Raw genomic sequence first — 24,743 nt, forward strand, 5'->3', positions numbered from 1 at the left:
CGGCTGCCTTGAGCGTCACGTCGTCGCTTGTTTCGACAACGGCCTGCCCCGGGCGCAACGCCGCCGTGGCGGCCTGTTCCCTTCCCGAGCCAGGGCTGCCCCCGGAGTTGATCCTCACCTGGGCGCCGACGATGGTGATGCCGCTGGGGTCGAGCTTGATAAAGCTGCCGCCAGCCTTGAGGGTGATTTCGGCGCCGGACTCGATAACCGCCTTGTCGCCTGCCTTGTAGTGGATCTCCTGGCCCGCTTCCATGAGTCGGGCACGGCCGATCTTCTCATGGCGCGTGGCGCCGACGATCAGGTGGTCGTCGCCGTCGACCTGGACGTGGCGTTGACCGCGCACGGTCAGATGGTCGTCGTGGTGAATCTCACTGATTCGGTCATGGTGCACCGTGAGGAAGCTATTGTTGCCGATCTCCTCGGTGCGGTCGTTGTTGGTGAGCAGCTCCAGGTCCTTCTGGGCGTGCATCCAGATCTGTTCCCGTTCGGCTTCGTCCTCGAAGCGCAGTTCGTTGAAGCCATCGCCCTTGTGGCTCTGGGTGCGCAGCACGGTGCGGGTCTTGTGGGCCGGGAGTTCGTATGGCGGTGTGTTGACGGCGTTGTAGACCCGCCCGGTAATCAGCGGCTGATCCGGATCGCCTTCGAGGAAGGACACGATCACCTCGTGCCCGATCCTGGGTATGGCGATGCTGCCGTAGCCGCCGCCGGCCCAGCCCTGGCTGACGCGAATCCACGCACTTGGACCGCTTTTTACAGCGGCTTCGCCGCCAGCCCCGGCGGTTACAGCGGCCTCGCCGCCAGCCCCGGCGGTTACAGCGGCTTCGCCGCCAGCCCCAGCGGTATCAGGCTCGGCGTAGCGGTCCCAGGGGAATTGCACCTTGACCCGGCCGTGCTCGTCACAGTGGATCTCCTCGCCCTCGGGGCCGACCACGAAGGCGACCTGCGGGCCGTCGACGCGGGGCTTGGGGTTGGGCTCGGGGCGCCAGGCGGTGTCGGCGGGGGTGAGCCGCAGCTCGTTGTGGTAGCGGGTGCCTCCTGTCGCCCCCACTGCGTCCTCTTGCAGTGCTTGGGGCTGCCTGCCGTGATGCACCACCGAGACCACCTGCCAATCGCGGTTGAGGCTGTCGGCATCGTGGTCGGTGAGTACAAAACGGGTGCCGGGGGCGAGCTCGGGCAGGTCGCTCTCGGCCTCGGCGGTCAGCGCATCGTGGCGCAGGTGTTCCAGGCGGATGCGGGTGAAGGCCTCGCCGGAGGCGTCGGCCTTGTAGCGGCCGGGGGAGTCGTAATGCTCATACTCTTTATCAACCCCGGCCCGCTGGCCATGCGCCTCCAGCCCTTCCGCCATCTGTTCATGAAGTTGCGCATACGCCGGCTGCTTGAAGGAGTAATCCTTGAGCATGGCCGAGGCGGGGCGGACCCGGGAGACCTGCTTGAGCTTGCGCAGGTGGCGCAGCGGCGGCGTGCCGCCGGCGCGGCCGTGATAGGTGCGCTCGCCCAGGCTGGCCAGCACCTGGGGGTCGTCGGCGAAGACCAGGCGGTGGGCGCCACCCACCTCATCCTCGCCTGTCTCGAAGAACTCGTGGAAGTAAAATAGCCCCTCTTCGTCCTTGTTGATCGCCACGATCACCTTGGAGTCCTTCATCCCGGCCAGGTGCTGGATCGCACCGGAGATGCCCACGGCGATGTAGAGCTCGGGGGCGACGATCTTGCCGGTCTGGCCCACCTGCATGTCGTTGGGCACGAAGCCGGCGTCCACCGCGGCCCGTGAGGCGCCGATGGCGGCACCCAGCTTGTCGGCGATGCCGTCGNCCGAGGAAGCGATGCCAAGCAGCACGTCGCCCTCGGCCACCTTGCTGCCATCCAGGATCTCGGTACTCGAAACGGTAAGAGGGGCTTAGTCGTTCTTCATGAACCGCCGTATACGGAACCGTACGTACGGTGGTGTGGGAGGGCGCCGGGGGTGACCCCGGCCCCTACCCGATTGTGACGATAATCGCAAGATCTCTTACTTCAAAGTCTCATGCGATGCTCGGGGGCTGAAAGGATGGTCTTGAGGTGGGTGAGATCCTGCGAGACATCAATTTCCATGAATTCCGCCAGCAGGCGCTGTGCTTCTTCCTGGGCGGTTGATTCCACGTATTTTTCGTAGGTGGTGATCTTCGTGTGACAGTAGCGGCAGTGGAGCACATCGGAGAGCCTGGGGTTGGCGTTCCAGAAGTTGCTACCATTACACTCGGGGCACAACACTTTCCTTGTACGTTTGAACATTCAGGGCCTCCTGCCTCATGTTTGCTCATGGTGCTTCTCGATGCTAGCGCAGGAATAAGAAGCCTACCACTACTCTAATGTAAGCATAGGATATACAAGCACAGGCTCAGGGGGCTACCGGGCCCGGGCTCTACCTTCGACGTTTCCGGTTCTGCCCGGGTAGAATGCCTTCTCATCCCTTGTTCCGAGCCCACTATGTCACTCCCCGTCTCTCCCTTCTCGTCGGATGGAGATCGTCACTTCGACGGTCTGGCCGAGAAGTTTGCCGGCAGCCTCTATGGTGGCCCTCGCGGGGCACTGCGCCTGGCCCTGCTCGATCGCCTGCTGCCGGAAATGCTCCGCCTCGATGACCAGCCGGTGCTCGACGTGGGGGGTGGCCTGGGTCAGCTCTCGGGCTGGTTTGCCCGACGTGGCCATGCGGTCACTCTGGTCGAGCCGGCCGCCGATATGCTCGATCATGCCCGTCAGGCGCTGGCCGGGCAGCCGATCACCTTCGTCGAGGCATCGCTGCAGGCACTGCCGCAGCGTGCGGCGGACCCCTGGCCGCTGATTGTCTGTCATGCGGTGCTGGAGTGGCTGCACGATCCCCGGGCGGCGCTGGCCATCCTGGCAGGACACCTTGCGCCGGGAGGACAGCTGTCGCTGATGGTGTTCAACCGCGATGCGCTGCGCATGTCCAACGTGGTCAAGGGCAATCTCGAGAAGGCGCTGGATGACCGTCTGGAGGGCACCGGCAAGCGTCAGCGGTTGACGCCGATCTCCCCGTTGACTCACGACCAGATTGAGACCTGGAGCGCAGAGAACGGCTTGACCATCGAGGCAGTAGCAGGAGTTCGAGTCTTCCACGACTACCTGCGCCACCCGCCGACCACGGAGGCCGACTGGACCCGGCTGGTGGCGCTCGAGCAGCGCTACTGCCGCACGGAACCCCACTGGCGGCTGGGCCGCTACCTGCTCTATACCCTGGTTCGCACCGATACCGCCACCTGCTCAAGGAGATCCTGATGCCTGCCGAGACCCCGGTCTGCCAGTTGCTCGAACGCCAGGACGCCGACTACCGAGGTTGGCTGTGGGTAGCGCCGCCCCGCGACGCCTGGCTCGAGGGCGCTGAGGATGGGGCAGGGCAGGGCAGCGTGCTCAGCGCCGATCATGCAGTGCTGCAAGCCTGGCGGGCCCGAGGCCTTGCGGCCAGCTCCCCCTTCGATGCTCCGGTGTCAGCAGAGCCCCCGGGAGCGGTGCTGTTCTGGCCCAAGGCCCACGCCCTGGGAGAGTGGTGGTTGCTGTGGCTTTGCGCCAACCTGCCTGCGGGAACGCGGCTGCAGCTGGTGGGGGAGAACCAGGGCGGCATCAGGCGGGTGCTCAAGGTGCTGGCGGCGCTGGGGCTGGGCTGTCGCAAGCGCGATAGCGCCCGGCGCTGTTCGCTATTCGAGACACGCCTGGACCGTGTGGATATCGACCCGGATGCGGCCTGGTCCTCCTTCGAGGCCGAGGGACTGACCCTGGTCAGCCACCCGGGCGTGTTCGGCCACGGCAAGCTTGATGATGGCACCAGGTTGCTGCTCGAGCAGTTGCAGGATGTGCTGCCGGAAGGTGGTGCTAAGGGGCGGGGCGAGCTACTCGACATGGGGTGCGGCGACGGGGTGCTGGCAGCCTGGCTGGCGCGGCGCGGCCACAGGGTCACGGCGGTGGACGTCAATGGCTTTGCCGTCGAGGCGACCCGGCGCACCTTGATAGCCAACGACCTGCAGGGCGAGGCGCTGGCCGGCGATGTCTACTCGACCCTGGGCGAGCGTCGTTTCGAGGTCATCGTCAGCAATCCCCCGTTCCATCAGGAGCGCAGCATCGACTACGGTCCGGCCGGGCGCCTGATCCGCGAGGCGCCGGACCACCTGGTGCCGGGCGGCCAGCTCATCCTGGTGGCCAACGCCTTCCTGCCCTACCCGGATCTGCTGCAGAGCGCCTTCGGCGGCTTCGAAATCCTTGCCGATGACCGGCGCTTTCGGGTCTATCGAGCGGTGAAGGCGAGGCGCTGCTTCTCCTGATATTCAGGTTAGCCTTCAGGCGACGCGTCCGTGGTGCTGGGTCGTGTCGCCGCGTCCGGCAATCAGGCCTTCGACGGAAATATCTTCATCGAGGTCGTCCCAGTGCAGTCCCTTTCCGGAATAGCTGATCCGGCACTGATCGCGTTCAACGGGGCTGGCATGCAGCAAGCGAGGGAACCAGGCCAAGGGCACGCCCAGGGTCCGGCCGTCGCTGAGTTCGACCCACATGGTGTGCTCGTCAAAGCTGACGGTCTTGGCGGAAATGCTCATTCCAGGCCCTCTCGATCTCGCTGCGATGTGTTTCCACCAGCTGCATGAGCTGTGCAAGCTGCTTTCTATTGTAGCCACAGCTGTTGGCGATGGCGATTTGTGGCATGACCCAGATCTTGGCTTCGCCGTCTCCGCTCTCGGCATGGATATGCATGGGTTCCAGCGGGCTTCCTTCATTCGAGTAGAAGAAGAAACGAATTCCCTTGTAGCGGAATACCACGGGCATGGTGCCTCCATGCGTTACTGTTGTGGATCGCGGTAGGCGATATCCGTGATCACGTAGGTGGTGTCGCCGGCCGGTGCCTTCACCGTCACGTCGTCGTCCAGCGCCTTGCCCAGCAGAGCCTTGGCCAAGGGTGCGTCGACGCTGATCCAGCGCTTGACGGTATCGGTCTCGTCATGGCCGACGATGCGAATGCGCATCTCCTCGCCTTCCTCGTCTTCCAGGGTGACGAAGGCACCGAAATAGACCTTGTCGGTCGCCGCCGGCAGCCGGTCCACCACCTGTAGTTCGTCGAGCCGCTTGGTCAGGTAGCGGATCCGCGCGATGACGCGATTGAGCTCCTTCTTGTTATAGGTGTAGTCGGCGTTCTCGCTGCGGTCCCCCAGTGCCGCCGCCTCACCCACCTTGGCCGACAGGGCCGGGCGCTTCACCCGGGAGAGGTGGTCGAGGATGCCGCGCAGGCGTTCCGCCCCCTCGAGGGTGATCAGGTTGCTCTTGGGTTCCTGGCGCGGGTCCTTGGCCGGGTCGCGCCAGCGGGTCATGTTGCGGCCCTTCATGCCATTCCGCTCCTGTTTCGACTGAGAGTCGCAACATACGCCATTCTCCCGCTGGGGGCCAAGGGGTGAATACGGGAACTGGAAGTTCATTCAAACGTTCGTTACATTGCATGAACGAACCCGTCGTACCGTTCAAGAATAACCCCAAGGAGACCGGACATGATTCGACACCATCTACTTGCCGTTGCATTGGGCATCGGCATTGCACTGGCCCCGCTCGGCAGCGCCGTCGCCTGGGAAGGTGACGTGGAAGCGCTGAAGCAGCGCTGGGAGCAGATCAATACACAGCGCGCCGAGGGTGATCGTCGCCGTGCGTTGAAGTCGCTCGCCGACGAGGCCGAGCGCCTGGCAGAGGCCCATCCAGGGGAGGCCCAGCCGCTGATCTGGTATGGCATCATCGAGGCCTCTCATGCCCGTGAGCGCAGTGGTCTGGGCGCCCTTGGCAGTGCGCGCAGCGCCCGCGACGCCCTGGAAAAGGCCATTGAACTCGACCCGGAAGGGGGTAACGGTTCTGCCTACGTGACACTTGGGGCACTGTATGACCGCGCGCCGGGTCGTCCGGTCGGCTTCGGCAACAGCGATACCGCCGAGCAAATGTTCCAGCGTGCGCTGGAGATTCGACCGGACGGCATCGACGTGAACTTCTACTATGCCGCTTTCCTGGAGGATGAAGGTCGCCAGGCGGAGGCCCGCGAACATGCCCAGCGTGCCGTGGATGGCACGGCGCGTCCGGACCGGGAGACGTCCGACGAGGCACTGCGGGAAGAGGCAAGAGCCCTGCTGGGGACGCTTTGATCCTTTCTGCCTGACTCTTTCTTCCTCAACCCTCCTCCTGGCCCTGCCCTTCGCTGCCGTGCCGGTCGCTCTGACCGCACGGCAGTTGGCATTTCGGGCCCCGGTCATGATAATGGTCGCCATTCGTCGATTGGAGAATGGCATGCCCAACAGCCACGACCAGAACCTCGACTACGACCAGAGTCGCGAGCTCACGCTTCTCCCCGCTTTTTCGGCGGACGATGTGGAGCTGCGCGAACGGCGCTGCCTGTATCAGGGCTTCTTTCGCCTGGAGGAGGTGCACCTTCGCCATCGGCTCTTCGACGGTGGCTGGAGCGGTGAGGTGGTGCGCGAGGTGCATTGCCGCCATGATGCCGTAGGGGTGCTGCTCTACGATGTGGAGCGGGATTGCGTCGTGCTGGTGGAGCAGATTCGTGCGGGTGCCTTGGCCGACCCCGTTTCGCCCTGGAAGCTCGAAGTGGTGGCAGGCCTGGTCGAAGCGGGAGAGAGCCGGGCCGAGGTGGCTCGTCGCGAGGCCATGGAGGAGGCCGGTTGCCCCGTCGACGAGGTGATCGAACTGCATACCTACTACCCTAGCCCCGGTGCCTGCGACGAGCGGGTCACCCTCTACTGTGCCCTGGTGGACTGTGGGGGCCTGGGAGGCGTGCATGGGCTCGACGAAGAGCACGAGGACATTCGCGTTCACGTGCTACCGTTTACTCAGGCTTGGGAACTCCTGCAGGCTGGCCGACTCGACAATGCCATGTGTCTTATCGCCTTTTACTGGCTGGCTGCCGAGCGAGCGTCTCTGAGAGCAAGGAGGTAGCGTGGCAAGAACCGCCTATGTGACCGATCTAAAGGGCCTGCAGGGTGAATGCAGTGCCAACTACCTGCGCCTGACCCGGCTGCTGGGCGACCTGGGCGCGGGTGAAACCCGACAGCTGGAGCTGACAGGGCAGAACGGCCGCTTCGGCACCCTGCATCTTGAGATACTCGAGCAGGCGCCCTATACCACCATGGCGCGGGTGACCCAGAGCGGCCTCATGGAGGGGCTCATCGAGCCACCGCGCATGCGGGTGCATCTCTATCATGATGTGCGCATGGCCGAGGTCACCGATTTTCAGCGCGAACGTCACTTCGACGGCCGCTACCGCTACCCCAACCTGCGCATGTTCCAGCCCGACGAAAAACTGCAGCTCAATCGCTTCCTTGGAGAGTGGCTGGCCCATGGCCTGGCGCACGGCCACCCCGCCGACCTGCCCGAACTGCCTTGACGAGGGCGTTACCTTGATGAGCGAGCTGCCCTGATGCGTATCGTCCAGATCACCGACTGCCACCTCCATGCCGATCCCCGGGCACGCTCCCGGGCCGGCTTCCCCTTGCGCCAACTCGAGGCGGTGGTGAACGCCGCCATCGGTGAGCATCCCGACCTGGTGCTGGTCACCGGCGATATCAGCCAGGACGAGACCGCGGCCTCCTATGAGCTGGCTCATGGGTTGCTGTCGCGGCTGGATTGCCCCTGGTTCTGGCTGGCCGGCAACCACGACCAGCCCCAGTTGATGGAGCCGGTCAAGGCCATCCAACGGGAGGTCGACCTCGGCGGTTGGCGCCTGTTGACGGTGGATACCAGTGTACCTGGCCAGGCCCATGGCGAGATCGGGGAAACGCGTCTTGCCGAGCTGGTCGAGCAGCTGGTAGCGGACGACCGGCCTACGCTGCTGGCGATGCATCATCCGCCGCTTGGCCTGGGCTCGGAATGGCTCGATGCCATCGGGCTAAAGGATCGCGACGCCCTATGGCAGACGCTGGCCGACTTTCCCCAGGTAAGAATGATCCTCTGCGGTCACATTCATCAGGCGCTGGCCAGCCGTCGGCAGGGGGTGGCTGTCTACGGTACCCCCTCCACCACCGACCAGTTCCTGCCCGGCTCGGCTGATTTCGCCATCGACGAGGCCTCTCGTCCCGGCTATCGCATCGTGGACCTGACCGACGGCGAGTGGCTGACTTGGGTGGAGCGTGTCGACCTCTGATAGTGTAGCGTTATTCGCATATCGACTAAAAAGATAGGCAATCATTCTTTTACGTTATTATGGTTCCGGCGTTAATCTGTGTCGCATGATCCTTCTTGCCCTTAGTCATGCGAGGTACCCGGGCCGATGACCAGTCTTCATGCACCCGCACGCGAGCCGGCCGCCCAGGCTGCCGGAGCGGAGCAGGCGTCTCTTTCGCCCCAGCGCCTGACCCATCTCCAGCAGTTGGAAGCCGAGTCCATCCATATCATTCGCGAGGTGGCCGCCGAGTTTGCCAACCCGGTGATGATGTATTCCATCGGCAAGGACTCCTCGGTGATGCTGCACCTGGCGCGCAAGGCCTTCTATCCCGGCCCGCCGCCGTTTCCGCTGCTGCACGTGGACACCACCTGGAAGTTCCGCGAGATGATCGCATTCCGAGATCGCATGGCGGCTGAGGTGGGCATGGAGCTGCTGGTGCATACCAACGAAGAGGGGCGTGCCGCCGGCATCAATCCCTTCGACCACGGTTCCAGCGGCTATACCGACGTGATGAAGACCGAGGCCCTCAAGCAGGCGCTGAACAAGTATGGCTTCGATGCCGCCTTCGGCGGTGCTCGCCGGGATGAGGAGGCGAGCCGTGCCAAGGAGCGCGTGTTCTCCTTCCGCGACAAGTTTCACCGCTGGGACCCCAAGAACCAGCGGCCGGAGCTGTGGAACCTCTACAACGCCCGCATCAACAAGGGCGAATCGATCCGCGCCTTTCCGCTCTCCAACTGGACCGAGCTGGACATCTGGCAGTACATACACCTGGAGCAGATTCCTATCGTGCCGCTCTACTTCAGCGCCCCGCGCCCGGTCGTCGAGCGAGACGGCATGCTGGTGATGGTCGACGACGAGCGCATGCCGCTGGCCGAGGGAGAAGTGCCTGAGGAGAAATGGGTGCGCTTCCGTACCCTGGGCTGCTATCCGCTCACCGGCGCAGTGGAGTCGAAGGCAGCCACCCTGCCCGAGATTATCCAGGAGATGCTGCTGACCCGTACCAGCGAGCGCAGCGGCCGTGCCATCGACCACGACCAGGCCGGCTCCATGGAGAAGAAGAAGCGCGAGGGGTACTTCTAGCCGCTGGCGAAAACTTGCTGCGCTCGGCCATACGGCGTTAAACATCGGCTCAAGATGCTCATTTACTACAGTAAACTCCGCTCTTTCACCGCTGTTTGCCTTGTCCGGCCATCGCTCGCTGACTTTTCTCTCAGCGTCTGACCAAAGATTATCGGGATGACATCATGGCCCATCAATCGACATTGATTGCAGACAATATCGAGCAGTACCTACACGAGCACGAGAACAAGGACCTGCTGCGCTTCATCACCTGCGGCAGCGTCGACGACGGCAAGTCGACCCTGATCGGTCGGCTGTTGCATGACTCCAAGATGATCTTCGACGACCACCTGGCGGCGATCACCCGGGATTCGAAGAAGAGCGGTACCACCGGCGATGCCGTGGACCTGGCGCTGCTGGTGGACGGCCTGCAGTCCGAGCGGGAGCAGGGCATCACCATCGACGTGGCCTACCGCTTCTTCTCCACCGACAAGCGCAAGTTCATCATTGCCGATACCCCGGGCCACGAGCAGTACACCCGCAACATGGCCACCGGCGCCTCCAACGCCAGCCTGGCGATCATCCTGATCGATGCCCGCTACGGGGTGCAGACCCAGACCCGTCGGCACAGTTTCATCGCCGACCTGCTGGGCATCAAGCACCTGCTGATTGCGGTCAACAAGATGGATCTGGTGGGCTTCGAGGAAGCACGATTCAACGAGATCGTCGCCGACTATCGTCGCTTCGCCGAGCAACTGTCGGCCAGCGACATCCGCTTCGTGCCGATCTCGGCGCTGGAAGGCGACAACGTGGTCAATCGCAGCGACCGCTCGCCCTGGTATGCCGTCGACGGCGAGCCCGGCCCGGCCCTGCTGGAGCTGCTGGAAACCGTTGAGGTGTCTCGGGATCGCAACGTGGTCGACCTGCGCTTTCCGGTGCAGTACGTCAACCGCCCGAACCTGGATTTCCGCGGCTATGCCGGTACCCTCGAAGCGGGCGTGCTGCGCCCCGGGCTTGCGGTCAAGGTGCTGCCCTCGGGCAAGACCAGCCGCGTCGAGCGGGTCGTTACTTTCGACGGCGATCTGGAAGCCGCCTGGCCGGGCCAGGCGGTTACCGTCACCCTGGAAGACGAGCTCGATATCTCCCGTGGGGACTGGATTGTCGCCGAGGATGCCGATATCGCCCTGTCGAACAGTTTCGATGCCGATATCGTCTGGATGCACGAGCAGCCCCTGGCGCCGGGCCGTCAGGTGGATATCCGCCTGGCGGGACGCTCGGTCTCCGGCCAGGTGCGCACCATTCACCACAAGGTGGACGTCAACACCCTGGAGCGGCACGGCACCGATCAGCTCGAGCTCAATGCCATCGCTCGCTGCCGCGTCGAGCTGACCGCCGAGGTGGCCCTGGATCCCTATGCGCAGAGCCCCGGTACCGGCAGCTTCATCGTCATCGACCGGCTGACCAATGTCACCGTGGGGGCGGGGATGATTCGCTCCATTGTGCAAGATGATGCCAAGCAGGGCAGTGAGGTCGACTGGGCGGCCTTCGAGGCGGATCTCAACGCGCTGGTGCGCAAGCACTTCCCGCACTGGGAGGCGAAGGACGTGCGCAACCTGCTGACACGCTGATCGCGTCATCCTGCTGTCTTTGAGGCCCTGCTAATACTGTCTTCGAAGCCTTGTTAATGCTATCTACGAAGCCCTGCTAATATAGCGGGGCTTCGTTATTCGGCTGTCGAATCGCTTTTCCCTACCGCACCAGGAACGCCTATGCCGCCCGATGCCGTCCCCCATGATGTTCCCTTCCGCGAGGCTGTGCATGTCTGGCTGCGTATCGCTCTGCTGAGCTTCGGCGGACCCGCGGGGCAGATCGCGGTCATGCACCGTATCCTGGTGGAAGAGAAGAAGTGGATCGGCGAGAACCGTTTCCTGCACGCCTTGAACTACTGCATGCTGCTGCCCGGCCCCGAGGCGCAGCAACTGGCGATCTACATCGGCTGGCTGATGCATCGCACCCGGGGTGGCCTCCTGGCGGGCACACTCTTCGTGCTGCCGGGGTTCATTGCCATCCTGGCACTCAGTTTCCTCTATGCGGCACTGGGCAACGTGGGCCTGGTCGAAGGGCTCTTCTTCGGTCTCAAGGCGGCGGTGCTGGCCATCGTGGTCAACGCCGTGGTGCGGATCGGCAAGCGGGCCTTGAAGAACAACGTGATGCTGGGCATTGCCGCCGCGGCCTTCGTGGCTATCTTCTTTCTGGACATCGCCTTCCCCCTGATCATCGTTTCGGCGGCCCTGATCGGCTACTTCGGCGGTCGGGCGGGCTCGCCGCTGTTCCAGGTAGGGGGCGGCCATGGCGCAAACGGGGAGAAGGGGCTTGCCGACAGCGAGTCGCTGCTCGGCGAGCAGTTGCCGGATCATGCCCGCGTCAACCGGGCCTGGTCGCTCAAGGTCTCGGCCATCTTCCTCTCCCTGTGGCTCACCCCGGTGCTGCTGCTCATTGCCGTGCTGGGCTTCGACAGTGTCTTTACCCAGATCGCCACCTTCTTCAGCCAGATGGCCGTGGTCACCTTCGGCGGTGCCTATGCGGTGCTGAGCTACGTGGCCCAGGCGGCGGTTCAGAACTATGGCTGGCTGGCCCCGGGGGAGATGCTCGACGGGCTAGGCATGGCCGAGACCACTCCCGGCCCCCTGATCCAGGTGGTGCAGTTCGTCGGCTTCATGGGCGCGTTTCGCGACGCCGGCACCCTGGACCCCTGGGTGGCGGCGACTTTAGCCGCGGTGCTGACCACCTGGGTGACCTTCGTGCCCTGCTTCCTGTGGATATTCCTCGGTGCCCCCTACGTGGAGCGGTTGCGCGACAACGCCGCCCTGAGCGGCGCGATGACGGCGATCACCGCCGCCGTGGTGGGAGTGGTGCTCAACCTGGCTGTGTGGTTCGGCATTCATGTGGTTTTCGGCGAAGTGGGGGAGTGGCGCGGGGCGGGCCTGCGGCTGCTGATTCCCGACCTGGCCACCCTGGATCCATTGGCCCTGCTGCTCTCTGCCGGGGCCATGCTGGCGATCTTCCGTTTCAAGCTGGGCATGCTCAAGGTGCTGGGCGCCTGTGCGCTGCTTGGCATGGTGTTTTCCCTGCTGAGTTAGGGAAACACTGCACAAATGCCTGCGCGAGCCAAATGCCTGCACGAGCCAATCGCTGCGTTGCATGGACATACCGTGCCAGGGGCGCCGTCCGGCTTGATCTTGGGACGTAATGCTTCACACTGGCCAGTACGCCTTCCGGTTTATGGGCAGGGGCCAGGCACGCAGTGCAGGCAGGGAAGGAAGGGGCTACACGGGCAGGACAAGGAGAGCCATCATGCAGGTTGAACAGGCCGAGCCGAGACCATGGCGTGATGCTGTTGCCGGGGACTCCGCCTGATGGCTGATCGCCCCCGGGCACCGCAACGGATCCGGCGCCTGCTACGCGCCATCGCCAGGCCGATGAAGAGCGACCGCGGCCGTGGCGGTCCCGTGGTGCATCCCTACCGTGGCTATGGCTCCACCCGCGAGGCATTCCTGATGGGGCGTGTCTTCCGCCAGACCAGGCTGGGGCGTGTGATTCCTCCCTATGGTGCCCTGCGGGATGTCGCCGATGTGGCGCGGCGCATCGTCAGGCGAGGGCTGCCCGATGTGGAAGTGCACGTCACCCTCGGTGGCAACGACATCACCGTGACTACGGATCATGACGGCTATTTCAACGCGAAGCTCGCCTTGCATGAACCGCTGCCGCTGGACATCTCCTGGCATCGCGCCGACCTTCACGTCGTGACCCATGACGGGGCGGAGCCCATCCACAGCTATACCGACGTCTATATTCCTCCGGAAGACACCGACCTGTTGGTGATCAGCGATATTGACGATACGGTGATGTATACCGGCGTGGCTGACAAGCTGCGCATGCTCTACCGGCTGTTCGTCAAGCAGGCCCACCAGCGTACCGCCTTTCCCGGCGTGTCTGCCTTCTACCAGGCGCTCTATGTCGGCCAGAGTGAAGAGGCTCGCCGCCCGATCCTGTATGTCTCGCGGGGCCCATGGAGCATCTACGAAATGCTCGAGGAATTCTTCCAGATGAATGACATCCCGGTGGGGCCGATCCTGTTCCTGCGTGAGTGGGGGATCACCTGGCGAAGGCCCTGGCCGCGCCGCGCCGAAGAGCACAAGTATGCCTTGATAACCCGAATGCTGGATCTCTTTGACGACTTGCCCTGCGTACTGATTGGTGACAGCGGTCAGCATGATCCCGAAGTCTATACCCGGATCGTCAAGGAGCCCCCCGGCGGGGTGATGGCCATCTACATCCGCCGTGTCGATAGCCATGTTGACCGCGAGCGCGCCATCGACCGCCTGCGCCAGGAGATCGCCCATACCGACTGCGAACTTATACTTGCTGCCGATAGCACGGCGATGGCGGTACATGCCCATGACCGGGGCTTCATCTCAGAGAAGGGCTTGCAGGCGGTTCGCCGGGATTCCCGCGAAGAGACGAGTTGATGCTGATATTGCCTGTGCTTCCCTCTGCACCGTGAAACCCGCTCTGGTAGGCTTGGTCTAATCCTGAACTGCCGTGATCTGCCCTGCCGGAGTGAGACCCCCGATGATCGTCCTGCTGATCGCCATGCTGCTGGCCATCTTCCTGCTTCCCAATGCCTGGGCCAAGTGGGTGTTGGCACGTCACTCCCGAGGCCGGGACGACTATCCCGGTACCGGCGCCGAGCTGGCCGAACACCTGCTGCGGCGGATGGGCGTCGAGGGAGTTCAGGTGGAGCTGACCGAGCAAGGCGATCATTACGACCCAGAAGCGCGGCGGGTACGGCTTTCACGTGATCATTACGAAGGACGCTCCCTCACTGCCGTGACGGTGGCGGCCCATGAGGTGGGGCATGCGATCCAGCACCATCAGGGCTATGCGCCGCTGATCGCCCGAGCTCGCCTGGTGGGCGTGGCACAGAAGGCCGAGAAGATCGGCGCCCTGCTGATGATGGCAGCACCCTTCCTGTTCATCCTGACCCGACTTCCCGGTGGCCTGGCCATCGTCATAGCCATGGCGGTGATCAGCTTCGGTACGGCGGCTCTGGTTCACCTGGTGACCCTGCCGGTGGAATTCGATGCCAGTTTCCAGCGCGCCTTGCCCCTGCTCAAGGACTACGTCCCCCCCTACGACATGCCCGGCGCCCGCCATGTGCTGACCGCCTGTGCCTTCACCTACGTGGCGGCATCGCTGGCGAGTATTCTGAACTTGGGGCGCTGGCTGGTGATACTGAGGCGTTGATGGGTCGCTGTGGCACTCGGCGACATGATCTGCGGCTAGTCCGGCGACAGGCCCCGGGGTGCCGGACCATCGCGAAGGCGCTGTGAACCCGTCCTTGGGCGCTACATTTGCCCTGCTACGCTATCGCATCCTGCTCCGCTTGCAGGACCGGGGCTGGCCATCCATGGCCAGCCCGTTCGGAGCGATGCTCCTCACCCATGGCAAATGACCTTCGCTACGACCTGTCCCCGGCGCCGCTCACCTAATCCAGTCACCTACCTCGGTCGGTTGGCCATGACCACCGCGCGGCGGGGAGCAGGGTAGCCCTCGCGGGTCCTTGACGGGTCCTCGGGGTCGAGGAAGTCGGCCAGCGACTGGAAGGTCATCCACTCGGTGGCGCGCTGCTCGTCGAGGGTGGTGACGGCTTCGTCGACGACCCGCACGTTAATGAGCCCGCAGCGTTCGAGCCAATGGCACAGCGCCTTGGAAGAGGGCAGGAAGTAGACGTTGGGCATGGCGGCGTAGCGCTCGCCGGGTAGCAGTACGGTGGTCTCGTCGCCTTCCACTACCAGCGTTTCCAGCACCAGCTCGCCGCCGGGGCGCAGTGTGTCCTTCAACTGCAACAGGTGCTCCAGCGGTGAGGGGCGGTGGTAGAGCACCCCCATGGAGAACACCGTATCGAAGAAGCCGAGCCCTTCAGGTACCTCCTCGATGCCGACTGGCAGGAAGTGGGTGCGGCCCTTGTCGGCATCGCCGACGAAGTGCCTCAGCGCCTGGAACTGGTAGTAGAAGCGTGGCGATGGGTCGATCACCAGCACGAAGGCGGCCCCCGCGCCGGCCATGCGCCAGGCGTGGTAGCCGCTGCCGCCGCCGACGTCGAGCACGCGCCGGCCGGCCAGCGTGGCCAGGTGCGGGGCGACCCGCTGCCACTTCCAGTCGGAGCGCCACTCGGTGTCGATAGGAATGCCGGCCAACGAATAGGGCCCCTTGCGCCAGGGCATCAGCTTTCTGAGCAGGTTCTCGCACTGGCGGCGCTGTGAATCGGAGAGGGCGCAGTCGACCGTCACGGTATCGGCATCGAGGCGCACGTCGCGTGCCTCGGGCAGGGCGGGCAGCTTGGAGACAGCCTTCTCCCAGGCCGGCAGGTCGCCGTAGCGCTGGCGGTCGAGCCCCCGGGCCAGCTGCTCGGGCAGGCGGGCGAGCCCGGGGTCAAGGCCCTGGTCGACGAAGGCGTGATAGAGCGGCCGCTGTTCGACGGGAATCGCCACCTCAGGCCTCCTTGAATGCGATCAGGGAGGCGAAGTTGAGGTACTGGAACCAGGTCAGCGAACGCGAGAAGCCGGCCCGGGCGAGGCGGTCATGGTGGGCATCGAGGCTGTCCGGTACCAGCACGTTTTCCAGCGCGTTGCGCTTCTGGCTGATCTCCAGGTCGCTATAGCCGTTGGCGCGCTTGAAGTCGTGGTAGCGCTCCACGCGCCAGGCGTTGTCCTGCTCGTCCAGGTCGACCACCTTCTCGGAAAGCACCAGCACTCCGCCGGGCTCCAGTGCCTCATGGAGCCGGGCGATCACGGCGTCCCGGTCTTCGCGGGGAAGGAACTGCAGGGTGAAGTTGAGTACGATCATCCCCGAGGGCCGATAGTCTAGGGTGCGGATATCTCCCTCGGCGACCTCGATGGCATGACCGGGGCATTCGGCCGCCAGGGTCTCGCGGGCCCGCGCCACCATGGCCGGTGAGAGATCCACCGCGGTGAGCCGGAAGGCATCGGGCGGCAGTTGGCCGGCCAGGGCCAGGCTCGCTGCGCCCAGCGAGCAGCCGAGATCATAGACATGGGCGCCGTGGCGCAGGTGGCGCTGGGCGATAAGCCCCAGCATCCCCAGGATCTGGCCGTAGCCGGGCACCGAGCGGCGGATCATGTCGGGAAAGCAGGCGACGACCTGTTCATCGAAGGAGAAGCGTGCGACCCGGTCCAGGGGTGTGGAAAAGATCGCGTCACGGTAAGATGCATCACTCATGGGGCATGCCGGAAAGTGCAGGTTGGCCACTATGTTACGCGTGTCGTAGGCTGGCTGCATCAATGGACGACAATGAACACGGAGGATTCAGATGAGCCATTCCCCCATCGATCGGACGGCCGCTTGGGAAGTGTTGGCGGGACATGCGGGAGAGATGCGCAAGCGCCATCTGCATGAGCTGTTCGAGGATTCTCAGCGGGGCCGGACCTTCACAAGGAAGGCGGCGGGCCTGACCCTGGATCTCTCCAAGCAGCGCTGGTCCGAAGCGACCTTGGAACGGCTGCTCGACCTGGCCCGTGAGGCTGGCGTCCCGGAAGCCATCGAGGCATTGCTTGCCGGAGAACGCGTCAATGTCAGCGAGAATCGACCAGCCCTTCACACGGCGCTACGTTTGCCAAGCGATGCCTCACTGGTGGTGGAAGGGGAGGACCTGGTACCCGGCGTGCATGCCACCCTGGCTAAGCTCGAAGCCATGGTAGAGCGCTTTCACACTCGCCAGTGGCGAGGCGCTACCGGTCATCCGATCCACGATGTGGTCAACCTCGGGGTCGGTGGGTCGGATCTTGGGCCCTTGATGGTGACCCACGCTCTGGCTGACTATCGACCCGCCGATGCCGCCCATATCGATGTGCATTTCGCCTCGACCATGGATGGCTCCCAGCTGGTCGACTACCTGAGCCGCTTCAACCCCGAGACCACCCTTTTCGTGATCTCCTCAAAATCCTTTACCACCATCGATACGCTTTCCAACGCTCGTACCGCCCGTGACTGGCTGCTGTCGCGGCTGGTGCGTGACGGTAATGGCGGCGTGGACGAAGCGATGGTGATGCGCCAGCATTTCATTGGCGTCTCGGCAAAGCCCGAGAAGATGAGCGAATGGGGTATAGCCGAGGCCAATCAGCTCGAGTTCTGGGAGTGGGTGGGGGGGCGCTATTCGCTATGGGGCGCCATCGGCCTGCCCATCGCCCTGGTGGTCGGCATGGCTCACTTCCGTGACTTCCTCGCCGGTGCCCATGCCATGGACCGTCATTTCGCCGGAGCGCCTCTCGCCGACAACCTGCCGGTGCTGCTGGCCCTGGCGGGCATCTGGAACGTCAACTTCCTTGATATCCGTGCCCACTCGATCCTGCCCTACGACGGCCGGCTGGAGTATTTCGCCGCCTATCTCGAGCAACTGGAGATGGAGTCCAACGGCAAGTCGGCGACCCATGATGGCCGCGAGGTGGCTTATTCGACCTGCCCGGTGCTCTGGGGGCAGCTTGGCCCCAACGCGCAGCACGCCTTCTACCAGCTGCTGCACCAGGGCACCCAGCCGGTGGTCTGCGACTTCATCGCCCCGCTGCGGCGCTATGACGACGTCGCCGAACCGGAGACCCGAGAGCATCTCAAGTCGCAGCACCGCCTGACGCTCGCCAACTGCTTCGCCCAGTCGCGGCTCCTGATGCTGGGTGATGACGCCATCGACGAGCCGGGAGAACGACCCGGCCACAAGCGCTACCGGGGCAATCAGCCCTCCACCACGCTGCTGCTCGACCGCCTGTCCCCCGCCACCCTGGGAGCCCTGATCGCGTTGTATGAGCACAAGGTGTACGTGCAGGCGACGATCTGGGGGATCAATCCCTTCGATCAGTGGGGCGTCGAGCTTGGCAAGCAGATCGCTGGCGAGACCGAGGAGATCCTGGCCAATCACGCCGGTGGCGAACATATGGACGCCTCCACCCGGGCCCTGGTCGCGGCCGTCTGGCAGGCGGAAGCGGATGACGCGAGTCGTGACGAACGCTGAGGCGGAAGGTGAAACATTCGATGAGACGAAAGTGAAACTGGCAATGCATACAGGTATTTGGGTATGCTGAGTGCGCCGAAGCGCAGGCCGAGTGCCAGCGGTGTACTCTACCTCCATGGTTTCAACAGCGGCGTTGGCTCACCCAAGGCGGCGCTGGTGCGCTTGGCCTGCAAGGCATTGGGGCTGCGCTGCGATACGCCCCAGCTGCCGCACCGGCCGGCGGCCGCCTATCGGCTTGCCGAGGCACGACTCGGCGAGTTGGGGCCGAATCCGCTGGTGGCCGGCAGCTCCATGGGTGGGTTCCTGGCCACCTGCCTGGCCGAGCGCCATGACCTGCCCGCCGTAGTGATCAACCCGGCGGTGCGGCCGGTGCGCCTGGTGACGGGCTGGGTCGATGAGGTATTCGTCAACGCGCATACCGGCGAGCGTTTTGCCATCGGGTCGAGCCACCTCGAGGAACTGGCGAGCCTGACACCGCTGTCGGTCTCGCCCGAGCGCTATCTGCTGCTGCTGGGGACGGCCGACGAGAGCCTCGACCCGGCGGACGCCTTCGATCTCTACCGCGGTGCCCGGTCCATACTGCACCCCGGTGGCGATCATGCCTTCGGCATGCTGGCAGAGTATCTTCCAGCGATTCTCGCCCACGGTGGCCACCGCCTGGAGCCCGGGCGCATTTCCGATCAGGATCTGGATATGGACGACGCATGACACAGTACAGCGCCAGCTCAATCGAAGTACTCTCCGGCCTCGACCCGGTGCGCAAGCGCCCCGGCATGTATACCGACACTACCCGCCCCAACCACCTGATCCAGGAAGTGATCGACAACAGCGTCGACGAGGCGCTGGAGGGGCATGCCCGGGAAGTGACCGTTCGGCTGCTGGAGGATGGCGGCATCGAGGTCAGCGACGATGGCCGCGGTATGCCCATCGACATGCATCCCGAACACGGCGTCACGGGGATCGAACTGATCCTGACCCGGCTCCATGCCGGCGGCAAGTTCTCTCAGTCCAGCTACCGTTTCTCCGGTGGCCTGCACGGGGTCGGGGTCTCGGTGGTCAATGCCCTGTCGCGCCGCCTTGAAGTCGAGGTGCTGCGCGACGGCAGCCGGCACGCCATGGCCTTCGAGCATGGCGAGAAGGTGTCTGAGCTGGCGGTGACAGGCAGCGTGGCCAAGCGGGTCACGGGTACCATCGTGCGCTTCTGGCCCGACCTCACCTATTTCGACAGCCCCCGACTGGCCATGGGCCGGCTCCAGCACCTGCTGCGGGCCAAGGCAGTGCTCTGCCCGGGGCTGAAGGTCACCCTGGTCGAGGCCGACGGTGCCGAGAGCGTCTGGCAGTACGAGGATGGCCTGCGCGACTACCTGGCCCAGGCCACCGATGGCTACGAGGTGCTGCCGGCCTCGCCGCTGATCGGCCATTTCGCCGACGACGAGCAGGCGGTGGACTGGGCGATCCAGTGGCTGCCCGAGGGCGGCGAGCCACTGATGGAAAGCTACGTCAACCTGATCCCCACGCCCCAGGGTGGCACCCACGTCAATGGCCTGCGTTCAGGGCTGCTCGATGCCCTGCGCGAGTTCTGCGAATACCGCAGCCTGCTGCCGCGGGGCGTCAAGCTCACCGCCGACGATCTCTGGGAGCGCGTCTCCTACGTGCTGTCGGTGAAGATGCTCGACCCCCAGTTCGCCGGCCAGACCAAGGAGCGCCTGTCGTCGCGCACCGTGGCGGCCTTCGTTGCCGGGGTGGTCAAGGATGCCTTCTCGCTGTGGCTCAACCACCACGTCGACCAGGCCGAGGCGCTGGCCGAGCTGGTGATCAACGCCGCCCAGCGGCGCCAGAAGAGCGCCAAGAAGGTGGCGCGCAAGAAGGTCACCTCGGGCCCGGCCCTGCCGGGCAAGCTGGCCGACTGCTCCGGGCAGGACCCGGCCCAGGGCGAGCTGTTCCTGGTGGAGGGGGACTCCGCCGGGGGCAGTGCCAAGCAGGCACGCAACCGCGAGACCCAGGCGATCCTGCCGCTGCGCGGCAAGATCCTCAATACCTGGGAGGTCGAGTCCCACGATATCTACGGCTCCCAGGAGGTCCACGACATCGCAGTGGCGGTGGGGATGGACCCGGGCAGCGACGATCTCTCCAAGCTGCGCTACCACAAGATCTGCATTCTCGCCGATGCGGACTCCGACGGTCTGCATATCGCCACCCTGCTGTGTGCGCTCTTCGTGCGTCACTTCCCCACGCTGGTGGACGCCGGCCATGTCTACGTGGCCATGCCGCCGCTCTACCGCATCGACCTGGGCAAGGAGGTTCACTATGCCCTGGACGAGAGCGAGAAGGCGGCGATCCTGCGGCGGTTGGAGGGCAAGCGCGGCACGGTGAACGTGCAGCGCTTCAAGGGGCTGGGCGAGATGAGCCCGCTGCAGCTGCGCGAGACCACCATGGCGGTGGAGACCCGGCGCCTGGTGCAGCTCACCCGCGAAGTCGGCGACGGCACCATGGAGATGATGGACATGTTGCTGGCGAAGAAACGTGCCGGTGACCGCAAGAGCTGGCTCGAAGACTATGGCAACCTAGCGGACATAGAGGTCTAGCACCAAGGGCGAGTGGCGCCGGGGACAGGCCGCAGCGGAGGTCATTTGCCATGGATGGCAAATGTAGCGCCCAGGGATGGGTTCACAGCGCCTCCGCGAAGGCCTGTCCCCGGTAAAGCCACGGGTGTAGCAGACAACGATTCCTGAACCCTGACCACGGGCTTATCGTATGACCATGGATATCCAGGTGGCGGAGGGCGACGTCGAACGCCTCTCGCTGCGCGAATACACCGAGAAGGCGTACCTCGACTACTCGATGTACGTGATCCTCGACCGGGCGCTGCCGCATATCGGCGACGGCATGAAGCCGGTGCAGCGGCGCATCATCTATGCCATGCGCGAGCTGGCGCTGGGTGCCAACGCCAAGTACAAGAAGTCGGCGCGTACCGTCGGCGATGTGCTGGGCAAGTTCCATCCCCACGGCGACAGCGCCTGCTACGAGGCGATGGTCTTGATGGCCCAGCCGTTCAGCTACCGCTACCCGCTGGTGGACGGCCAGGGCAACTGGGGTAGCCCCGACGATCCCAAGTCCTTCGCCGCCATGCGTTACACCGAGGCGCGGCTGTCCAAGTTTGCCGAGGTGCTGCTCGCCGAACTGGGCCAGGGCACCGTGGACTGGACCCCCAATTTCGACGGCACCATGAACGAGCCGGTGGTGCTGCCGGCGCGGCTGCCCCATGTGCTGCTCAACGGCGGCACCGGCATCGCCGTGGGCATGGCCACCGATATACCGCCGCACAACGTCAGCGAAGTGGTCGAGGCCACCTGTCACCTGCTGCGTAACCCGGATGCCACCACGGCGGACCTGGTCGAGTTCCTGCCCGCCCCCGACTTCCCCTCCAAGGCCGAGATCATCACGCCCCGTGCCGACCTGCGCAAACTCTACGAGTGCGGCCGTGGCTCGGTGAAGCTGCGGGCACGCTACGTCCTGGAGGAGGGAAAGGTCGTGGTCACCGCGCTGCCCTACCAGGTCAGCGGCTCCAAGATCCTGGAGCAGATCGCCGCCCAGATGAACGCCAAGAAGCTGCCCATGGTGGCGGACCTGCGCGACGAATCGACCCACGAGGACCCGACACGGCTGGTGATCGAGCCGCGCTCCAACCGGGTCGATATCGAGGCACTGATGGCGCACCTGTTCGCCACCACCGATCTCGAGAAGAACATCCGCGTCAATCTCAATGTCATCGGCCTCGACGGCCGGCCGCGGGTGATGCCGCTGCCCGACATGCTCGGCGAGTGGCTGCGTTTTCGCCGCGCCACGGTCCGCCGGCGCCTGGAGCATCGCCTGGGCAAGGTGGAGGACCGGCTGCACATCCTCGAGGGCCTGCTGGCGGCCTACCTCAATCTCGACGAGGTGATTCGCATCATCCGCGAGGAGGATGAACCCAAGGCCGAGCTGATGCGTGCCTTCGCACTCACCGATCGCCAGGCCGAAGCGATACTCGAACTGCGCCTGCGCCACCTGGCCAAGCTCGAGGAGATGAAGATCCGTGGCGAGCAGGATGCCCTGGAGGAGGAACGCAAGCGCCTTCAGGAACTGCTCGGCAATGAAGCCGCCTTGACCGACCTGATCGAGGAGGAGATCCGCGAGGCGGGGCGTGAGCACGGCGATGCGCGGCGTGCGCCGATCGTCGAGCGCGAGGAATCCCGGGCGCTGTCCGAGGTCGAGCTGATGGGGGCCGACCCCATCACCGTGGTGCTCTCCGAGAAGGGCTGGATTCGGGCCGCCAAGGGACATGACATCGACCCCGAAGGGCTCTCCTACAAGTCCGGCGACAGCTTTGCGCTGGTGGCCCGGGGCAAGACGAATCAGCCGCTGGTATTGCTCGACGACACGGGACGAGCCTATACCCTGGCGGCCCACAATTTGCCCAGCGCCAGGAGCCAGGGCGAGCCGGTGACCGGACGGGCGAACGTCGTCGCGGGAGCCCACATGGCTGGGGTCATGCTGGCCCCGCCGACCACCCGCTATCTGCTCGCGTCCGATGGCGGCTACGGTTTCGTGGCGCGCCTCGAAGATCTGACCGGCAAGAACAAGTCGGGCAAGTCGGTGCTCTCGGTGCCCAAGGGCTGTCGTGTGATGGCGCCGATTCAGGTGCCGGAGGGGCAGGGCAGCTACGTGGCGGCGGTATCCAACGAGGGGCGCCTGCTGCTCTTCCCGCTCGACCAGCTGCCCGAGATGGCCAAGGGCAAGGGCAACAAGATGATCGATATTCCCGGCGCCCGCGCCGCTCGCCGCGAGGAACTGGTGCGCGATATCACCGTGCTGCCGGAAGGGGCCGCGCTGGTGATCCATTCCGGCAAGCGCAAGTTGACGCTCAAGGCCGGCGAACTGGATTATTATCGTGGTGAGCGTGGCCGGCGTGGCAGCAAGCTGCCCCGCGGCCTGCAGAAGGTCGATAGGCTAGAAAGCTCGGCAGACTAAAGCCATAACCTGACGGCCAGGGGCAGGTCGAAGAGGAGGTCATTTGCCATGGATGGCAAATGTAGCGCCCAGGGATGGGGTCACAGCGCCTCCTCGAAGACCTGGCGCCGAAAGCCGTCCTATCAGCGTATCCTGAGGCATGCATGACACGACGACTGCTGATTCGCGCCACCGGCGCGGCACGACCCGGCCAGCTGGCCGGCCTGGGCCAGGCCATGGCGCGCAGCGGCGCGCGGCTGCTCGACATCAACCAGAGCGTGACCTTCGGCATGGTCTCGCTGGAGGCGCTGGTCGGGCTCGACCGGGAGAGCGACCTGGAGAGCGCCCTGAGTGCCGCCGGTGACACCCTGGGTCTCGAGATCCAGGCGATCCAGGTCAGCGCCGAGGATTACCAGCGCTGGAGCGTTCAGGCCAGCGAACCGCGACTGATCCTGACACTGCTGGCACCGCACCTGCCTGCCGGCATCCTCGCCGAGGTGGGGGCGCTCACCGCCGAGCATGGCCTGACCGTGGAGCTGATTCATCGTCTCTCAGGCCGTGAGCCGTTGGACGGTGGCGTACCCCGGGATCACCACACCCAGGGCGCCTGCGTCGAGTGCTGGCTGCGCGGCGAGGAAGTGGATCTCGACGCGCTGCGCGAGAAGGCGCTGGCACTCGGTGCCATGCATGGCGTCGACATCGCCATCCAGGAGGACTCCATCTGGCGCCGCCATCGCCGCTTGGTCTGCTTCGACATGGATTCGACCCTGATCAAGGCCGAGGTGATCGACGAGCTGGCGCGCCGCCATGGCGTCTACGACGAAGTGGCCGAGATCACCGAGCGTGCTATGCGTGGGGAGCTGGACTTTCAGCAGAGTTTCCGCGAGCGCATGGCCAAGCTCAAGGGCCTCGACGAGACCGTGCTCGCCGAGATCGCCGATACCCTGCCGATGATGGATGGTGTCGAGCGGCTGATGTACCACCTCAAGCGGCTGGGCTACCGCACGGTGATTCTGTCCGGTGGCTTCACCTACTTCGCCAGGCACTTGCAGGAGAAGCTCGGCTTCGACGAGGTGCATGCCAATGAGCTGCTGATCGAGAACGGCAAGGTGACCGGCGAGGTCCGCGAACCGATCCTCGATGCCAATCGCAAGGCCGCCCTGCTGCGGGAGATCGCCGAGCGCGAAGGCCTGACCCTGGAGCAGACCATCGCCGTGGGCGATGGCGCCAACGACCTGAAGATGCTTGCCACCGCGGGGCTGGGCATCGCCTTTCGCGCCAAGCCGCTGGTGCGCAGCCAGGCACGGCAGTCGATATCGACCCTGGGCATCGATGCCGTGCTCTACCTGATGGGCTATCGACAGGTGGACCTGGAAGACGAGAGACGCTGAAGCGCTGGTTCCAGGAGGCTTTCTGGCTTACCTTCGA

General features: G+C 64.8%; 22 protein-coding genes and 2 pseudogenes. 16 read left to right on the top strand and 8 right to left on the bottom strand.

Annotation, left to right across the window (positions count from 1 at the left end):
• Positions 1-16 precede the first annotated feature (16 nt).
• The 3 genes and pseudogenes from LOKO_RS19145 to LOKO_RS03780 all read right to left on the bottom strand — a co-directional run.
• A pseudogene (locus tag LOKO_RS19145) lies at positions 17-1,603 on the bottom strand (type VI secretion system Vgr family protein); the annotation flags it as partial.
• A pseudogene (locus tag LOKO_RS19750) lies at positions 1,598-1,807 on the bottom strand (FAD-binding protein); the annotation flags it as partial. The pseudogenes LOKO_RS19145 and LOKO_RS19750, both read right to left, overlap by 6 nt.
• Positions 1,808-2,010: 203 nt before the next feature.
• Positions 2,011-2,268, bottom strand: a complete 258-nt coding sequence (locus LOKO_RS03780; protein WP_066445272.1) for a hypothetical protein — start codon at positions 2,266-2,268, stop codon at positions 2,011-2,013.
• Between the two features lie 195 nt (positions 2,269-2,463).
• Between LOKO_RS03780 and LOKO_RS03785 the strand changes: the two genes are divergently transcribed.
• Complete coding sequence (locus LOKO_RS03785; RefSeq protein ID WP_066445274.1) at positions 2,464-3,273, top strand: methyltransferase domain-containing protein; 810 nt, start codon at positions 2,464-2,466, stop codon at positions 3,271-3,273.
• Positions 3,273-4,310, top strand: a complete 1,038-nt coding sequence (locus tag LOKO_RS03790; protein ID WP_066445277.1) for a methyltransferase — start codon at positions 3,273-3,275, stop codon at positions 4,308-4,310. Before LOKO_RS03785 ends, LOKO_RS03790 begins: the two co-directional genes overlap by 1 nt.
• Positions 4,311-4,325: 15 nt before the next feature.
• Here the strand turns inward: LOKO_RS03790 and LOKO_RS03795 are convergent, their stop codons facing one another.
• From LOKO_RS03795 to greB, 3 genes are read right to left on the bottom strand one after another with little or no spacing between them, the layout of a single operon-like run.
• Complete coding sequence (locus LOKO_RS03795) at positions 4,326-4,580, bottom strand: DUF2442 domain-containing protein (RefSeq protein ID WP_066445279.1); 255 nt, start codon at positions 4,578-4,580, stop codon at positions 4,326-4,328.
• A complete protein-coding gene (locus LOKO_RS03800; RefSeq protein ID WP_066445281.1) occupies positions 4,549-4,806 on the bottom strand; it encodes a DUF4160 domain-containing protein in 258 nt (85 codons plus the stop codon). The genes LOKO_RS03795 and LOKO_RS03800 overlap by 32 nt, the downstream gene beginning before the upstream one ends.
• Positions 4,807-4,820: 14 nt before the next feature.
• Positions 4,821-5,360, bottom strand: coding sequence for a transcription elongation factor GreB (gene greB / locus LOKO_RS03805; protein ID WP_083517411.1), 540 nt, complete (start codon positions 5,358-5,360; stop codon positions 4,821-4,823).
• Between the two features lie 159 nt (positions 5,361-5,519).
• Here greB and LOKO_RS03810 point away from each other — a divergent pair, with 159 nt between their 5' ends.
• The 9 genes from LOKO_RS03810 (at position 5,520) to LOKO_RS03850 (ending at position 14,551) form a co-directional block, all read left to right on the top strand.
• Positions 5,520-6,155, top strand: coding sequence for a tetratricopeptide repeat protein (locus LOKO_RS03810; RefSeq protein ID WP_066445284.1), 636 nt, complete (start codon positions 5,520-5,522; stop codon positions 6,153-6,155).
• Positions 6,156-6,297: 142 nt separating this feature from the next.
• The gene (locus LOKO_RS03815; RefSeq protein ID WP_066445286.1) at positions 6,298-6,960 is read left to right on the top strand and encodes an NUDIX domain-containing protein; all 663 of its coding nucleotides are present in this window, start codon (positions 6,298-6,300) and stop codon (positions 6,958-6,960) included.
• 1 nt (position 6,961) lies between these two features.
• A complete protein-coding gene (locus tag LOKO_RS03820) occupies positions 6,962-7,408 on the top strand; it encodes a DUF1249 domain-containing protein (protein WP_066445289.1) in 447 nt (148 codons plus the stop codon).
• A 33-nt stretch (positions 7,409-7,441) separates the two neighbouring features.
• Positions 7,442-8,164 carry a phosphodiesterase gene (locus LOKO_RS03825; RefSeq protein ID WP_066445295.1) on the top strand — a complete coding sequence of 241 codons (723 nt, stop codon included), beginning with the start codon at positions 7,442-7,444 and terminating at the stop codon, positions 8,162-8,164.
• Positions 8,165-8,290: 126 nt separating this feature from the next.
• Positions 8,291-9,265 carry a sulfate adenylyltransferase subunit CysD gene (cysD, locus tag LOKO_RS03830; RefSeq protein WP_083517412.1) on the top strand — a complete coding sequence of 325 codons (975 nt, stop codon included), beginning with the start codon at positions 8,291-8,293 and terminating at the stop codon, positions 9,263-9,265.
• Between the two features lie 164 nt (positions 9,266-9,429).
• Positions 9,430-10,872: a sulfate adenylyltransferase subunit CysN gene (gene cysN / locus LOKO_RS03835; RefSeq protein WP_066445297.1), complete on the top strand. Its 1,443-nt coding sequence runs from the start codon at positions 9,430-9,432 to the stop codon at positions 10,870-10,872.
• Between the two features lie 141 nt (positions 10,873-11,013).
• A complete protein-coding gene (gene chrA / locus LOKO_RS03840) occupies positions 11,014-12,384 on the top strand; it encodes a chromate efflux transporter (protein ID WP_066445300.1) in 1,371 nt (456 codons plus the stop codon).
• 276 nt (positions 12,385-12,660) lie between these two features.
• Positions 12,661-13,773 carry an App1 family protein gene (locus LOKO_RS03845; RefSeq protein WP_066445303.1) on the top strand — a complete coding sequence of 371 codons (1,113 nt, stop codon included), beginning with the start codon at positions 12,661-12,663 and terminating at the stop codon, positions 13,771-13,773.
• A gap of 103 nt (positions 13,774-13,876) precedes the next feature.
• Positions 13,877-14,551 carry a zinc metallopeptidase gene (locus tag LOKO_RS03850; protein ID WP_066445306.1) on the top strand — a complete coding sequence of 225 codons (675 nt, stop codon included), beginning with the start codon at positions 13,877-13,879 and terminating at the stop codon, positions 14,549-14,551.
• Positions 14,552-14,805: 254 nt separating this feature from the next.
• On the opposite strand, the gene cmoB is transcribed toward LOKO_RS03850, so the two are convergent.
• Positions 14,806-15,798 carry a tRNA 5-methoxyuridine(34)/uridine 5-oxyacetic acid(34) synthase CmoB gene (gene cmoB, locus LOKO_RS03855; RefSeq protein ID WP_066445309.1) on the bottom strand — a complete coding sequence of 331 codons (993 nt, stop codon included), beginning with the start codon at positions 15,796-15,798 and terminating at the stop codon, positions 14,806-14,808.
• A gap of 1 nt (position 15,799) precedes the next feature.
• Complete coding sequence (gene cmoA, locus LOKO_RS03860; protein ID WP_066445312.1) at positions 15,800-16,543, bottom strand: carboxy-S-adenosyl-L-methionine synthase CmoA; 744 nt, start codon at positions 16,541-16,543, stop codon at positions 15,800-15,802.
• Positions 16,544-16,634: 91 nt separating this feature from the next.
• On the opposite strand from cmoA, the gene pgi reads away from it, so the two are divergent.
• The 5 genes from pgi (at position 16,635) to serB (ending at position 24,706) form a co-directional block, all read left to right on the top strand.
• Positions 16,635-18,326: a glucose-6-phosphate isomerase gene (gene pgi / locus LOKO_RS03865; protein WP_066445316.1), complete on the top strand. Its 1,692-nt coding sequence runs from the start codon at positions 16,635-16,637 to the stop codon at positions 18,324-18,326.
• Between the two features lie 63 nt (positions 18,327-18,389).
• On the top strand, positions 18,390-19,034 hold the full coding sequence (locus LOKO_RS03870) for a YqiA/YcfP family alpha/beta fold hydrolase (protein ID WP_066445319.1): 645 nt from the start codon (positions 18,390-18,392) through the stop codon (positions 19,032-19,034).
• Positions 19,031-20,911 (top strand): DNA topoisomerase IV subunit B, encoded by a 1,881-nt coding sequence (gene parE, locus LOKO_RS03875; RefSeq protein ID WP_066445320.1) that lies wholly within the window; start codon positions 19,031-19,033, stop codon positions 20,909-20,911. Before LOKO_RS03870 ends, parE begins: the two co-directional genes overlap by 4 nt.
• Positions 20,912-21,080: 169 nt before the next feature.
• Entirely contained in the window at positions 21,081-23,336 is a 2,256-nt protein-coding gene (gene parC / locus LOKO_RS03880; protein WP_066445322.1) for a DNA topoisomerase IV subunit A, read from the top strand.
• A 143-nt stretch (positions 23,337-23,479) separates the two neighbouring features.
• Positions 23,480-24,706 carry a phosphoserine phosphatase SerB gene (gene serB, locus LOKO_RS03885; RefSeq protein WP_066445326.1) on the top strand — a complete coding sequence of 409 codons (1,227 nt, stop codon included), beginning with the start codon at positions 23,480-23,482 and terminating at the stop codon, positions 24,704-24,706.
• The last annotated feature ends 37 nt before the right edge of the window (positions 24,707-24,743 follow it).

The sequence above is a fragment of the Halomonas chromatireducens genome (assembly GCF_001545155.1).
Classification (GTDB): Bacteria; Pseudomonadota; Gammaproteobacteria; order Pseudomonadales; family Halomonadaceae; genus Halomonas; species Halomonas chromatireducens.

Bases quoted from the DNA above. Each gene is read 5' to 3' on its own strand.
- cysN (WP_066445297.1), top strand. From the start codon at position 9,430: ATGGCCCATCAATCGACATTGATTGCAGACAATATCGAGCAGTACCTA.
- cmoA (WP_066445312.1), bottom strand. From the start codon at position 16,543: ATGAGTGATGCATCTTACCGTGACGCGATCTTTTCCACACCCCTGGAC.
- LOKO_RS03780 (WP_066445272.1), bottom strand. From the start codon at position 2,268: ATGTTCAAACGTACAAGGAAAGTGTTGTGCCCCGAGTGTAATGGTAGC.
- serB (WP_066445326.1), top strand. From the start codon at position 23,480: ATGACACGACGACTGCTGATTCGCGCCACCGGCGCGGCACGACCCGGC.
- parE (WP_066445320.1), top strand. From the start codon at position 19,031: ATGACACAGTACAGCGCCAGCTCAATCGAAGTACTCTCCGGCCTCGAC.
- LOKO_RS03815 (WP_066445286.1), top strand. From the start codon at position 6,298: ATGCCCAACAGCCACGACCAGAACCTCGACTACGACCAGAGTCGCGAG.
- greB (WP_083517411.1), bottom strand. From the start codon at position 5,360: ATGAAGGGCCGCAACATGACCCGCTGGCGCGACCCGGCCAAGGACCCG.
- pgi (WP_066445316.1), top strand. From the start codon at position 16,635: ATGAGCCATTCCCCCATCGATCGGACGGCCGCTTGGGAAGTGTTGGCG.
- LOKO_RS03795 (WP_066445279.1), bottom strand. From the start codon at position 4,580: ATGAGCATTTCCGCCAAGACCGTCAGCTTTGACGAGCACACCATGTGG.
- LOKO_RS03825 (WP_066445295.1), top strand. From the start codon at position 7,442: ATGCGTATCGTCCAGATCACCGACTGCCACCTCCATGCCGATCCCCGG.
- LOKO_RS03810 (WP_066445284.1), top strand. From the start codon at position 5,520: ATGATTCGACACCATCTACTTGCCGTTGCATTGGGCATCGGCATTGCA.
- LOKO_RS03845 (WP_066445303.1), top strand. From the start codon at position 12,661: ATGGCTGATCGCCCCCGGGCACCGCAACGGATCCGGCGCCTGCTACGC.
- cysD (WP_083517412.1), top strand. From the start codon at position 8,291: ATGACCAGTCTTCATGCACCCGCACGCGAGCCGGCCGCCCAGGCTGCC.
- LOKO_RS03785 (WP_066445274.1), top strand. From the start codon at position 2,464: ATGTCACTCCCCGTCTCTCCCTTCTCGTCGGATGGAGATCGTCACTTC.
- LOKO_RS03790 (WP_066445277.1), top strand. From the start codon at position 3,273: ATGCCTGCCGAGACCCCGGTCTGCCAGTTGCTCGAACGCCAGGACGCC.
- parC (WP_066445322.1), top strand. From the start codon at position 21,081: ATGACCATGGATATCCAGGTGGCGGAGGGCGACGTCGAACGCCTCTCG.
- LOKO_RS03800 (WP_066445281.1), bottom strand. From the start codon at position 4,806: ATGCCCGTGGTATTCCGCTACAAGGGAATTCGTTTCTTCTTCTACTCG.
- LOKO_RS03870 (WP_066445319.1), top strand. From the start codon at position 18,390: ATGCTGAGTGCGCCGAAGCGCAGGCCGAGTGCCAGCGGTGTACTCTAC.
- LOKO_RS03850 (WP_066445306.1), top strand. From the start codon at position 13,877: ATGATCGTCCTGCTGATCGCCATGCTGCTGGCCATCTTCCTGCTTCCC.
- chrA (WP_066445300.1), top strand. From the start codon at position 11,014: ATGCCGCCCGATGCCGTCCCCCATGATGTTCCCTTCCGCGAGGCTGTG.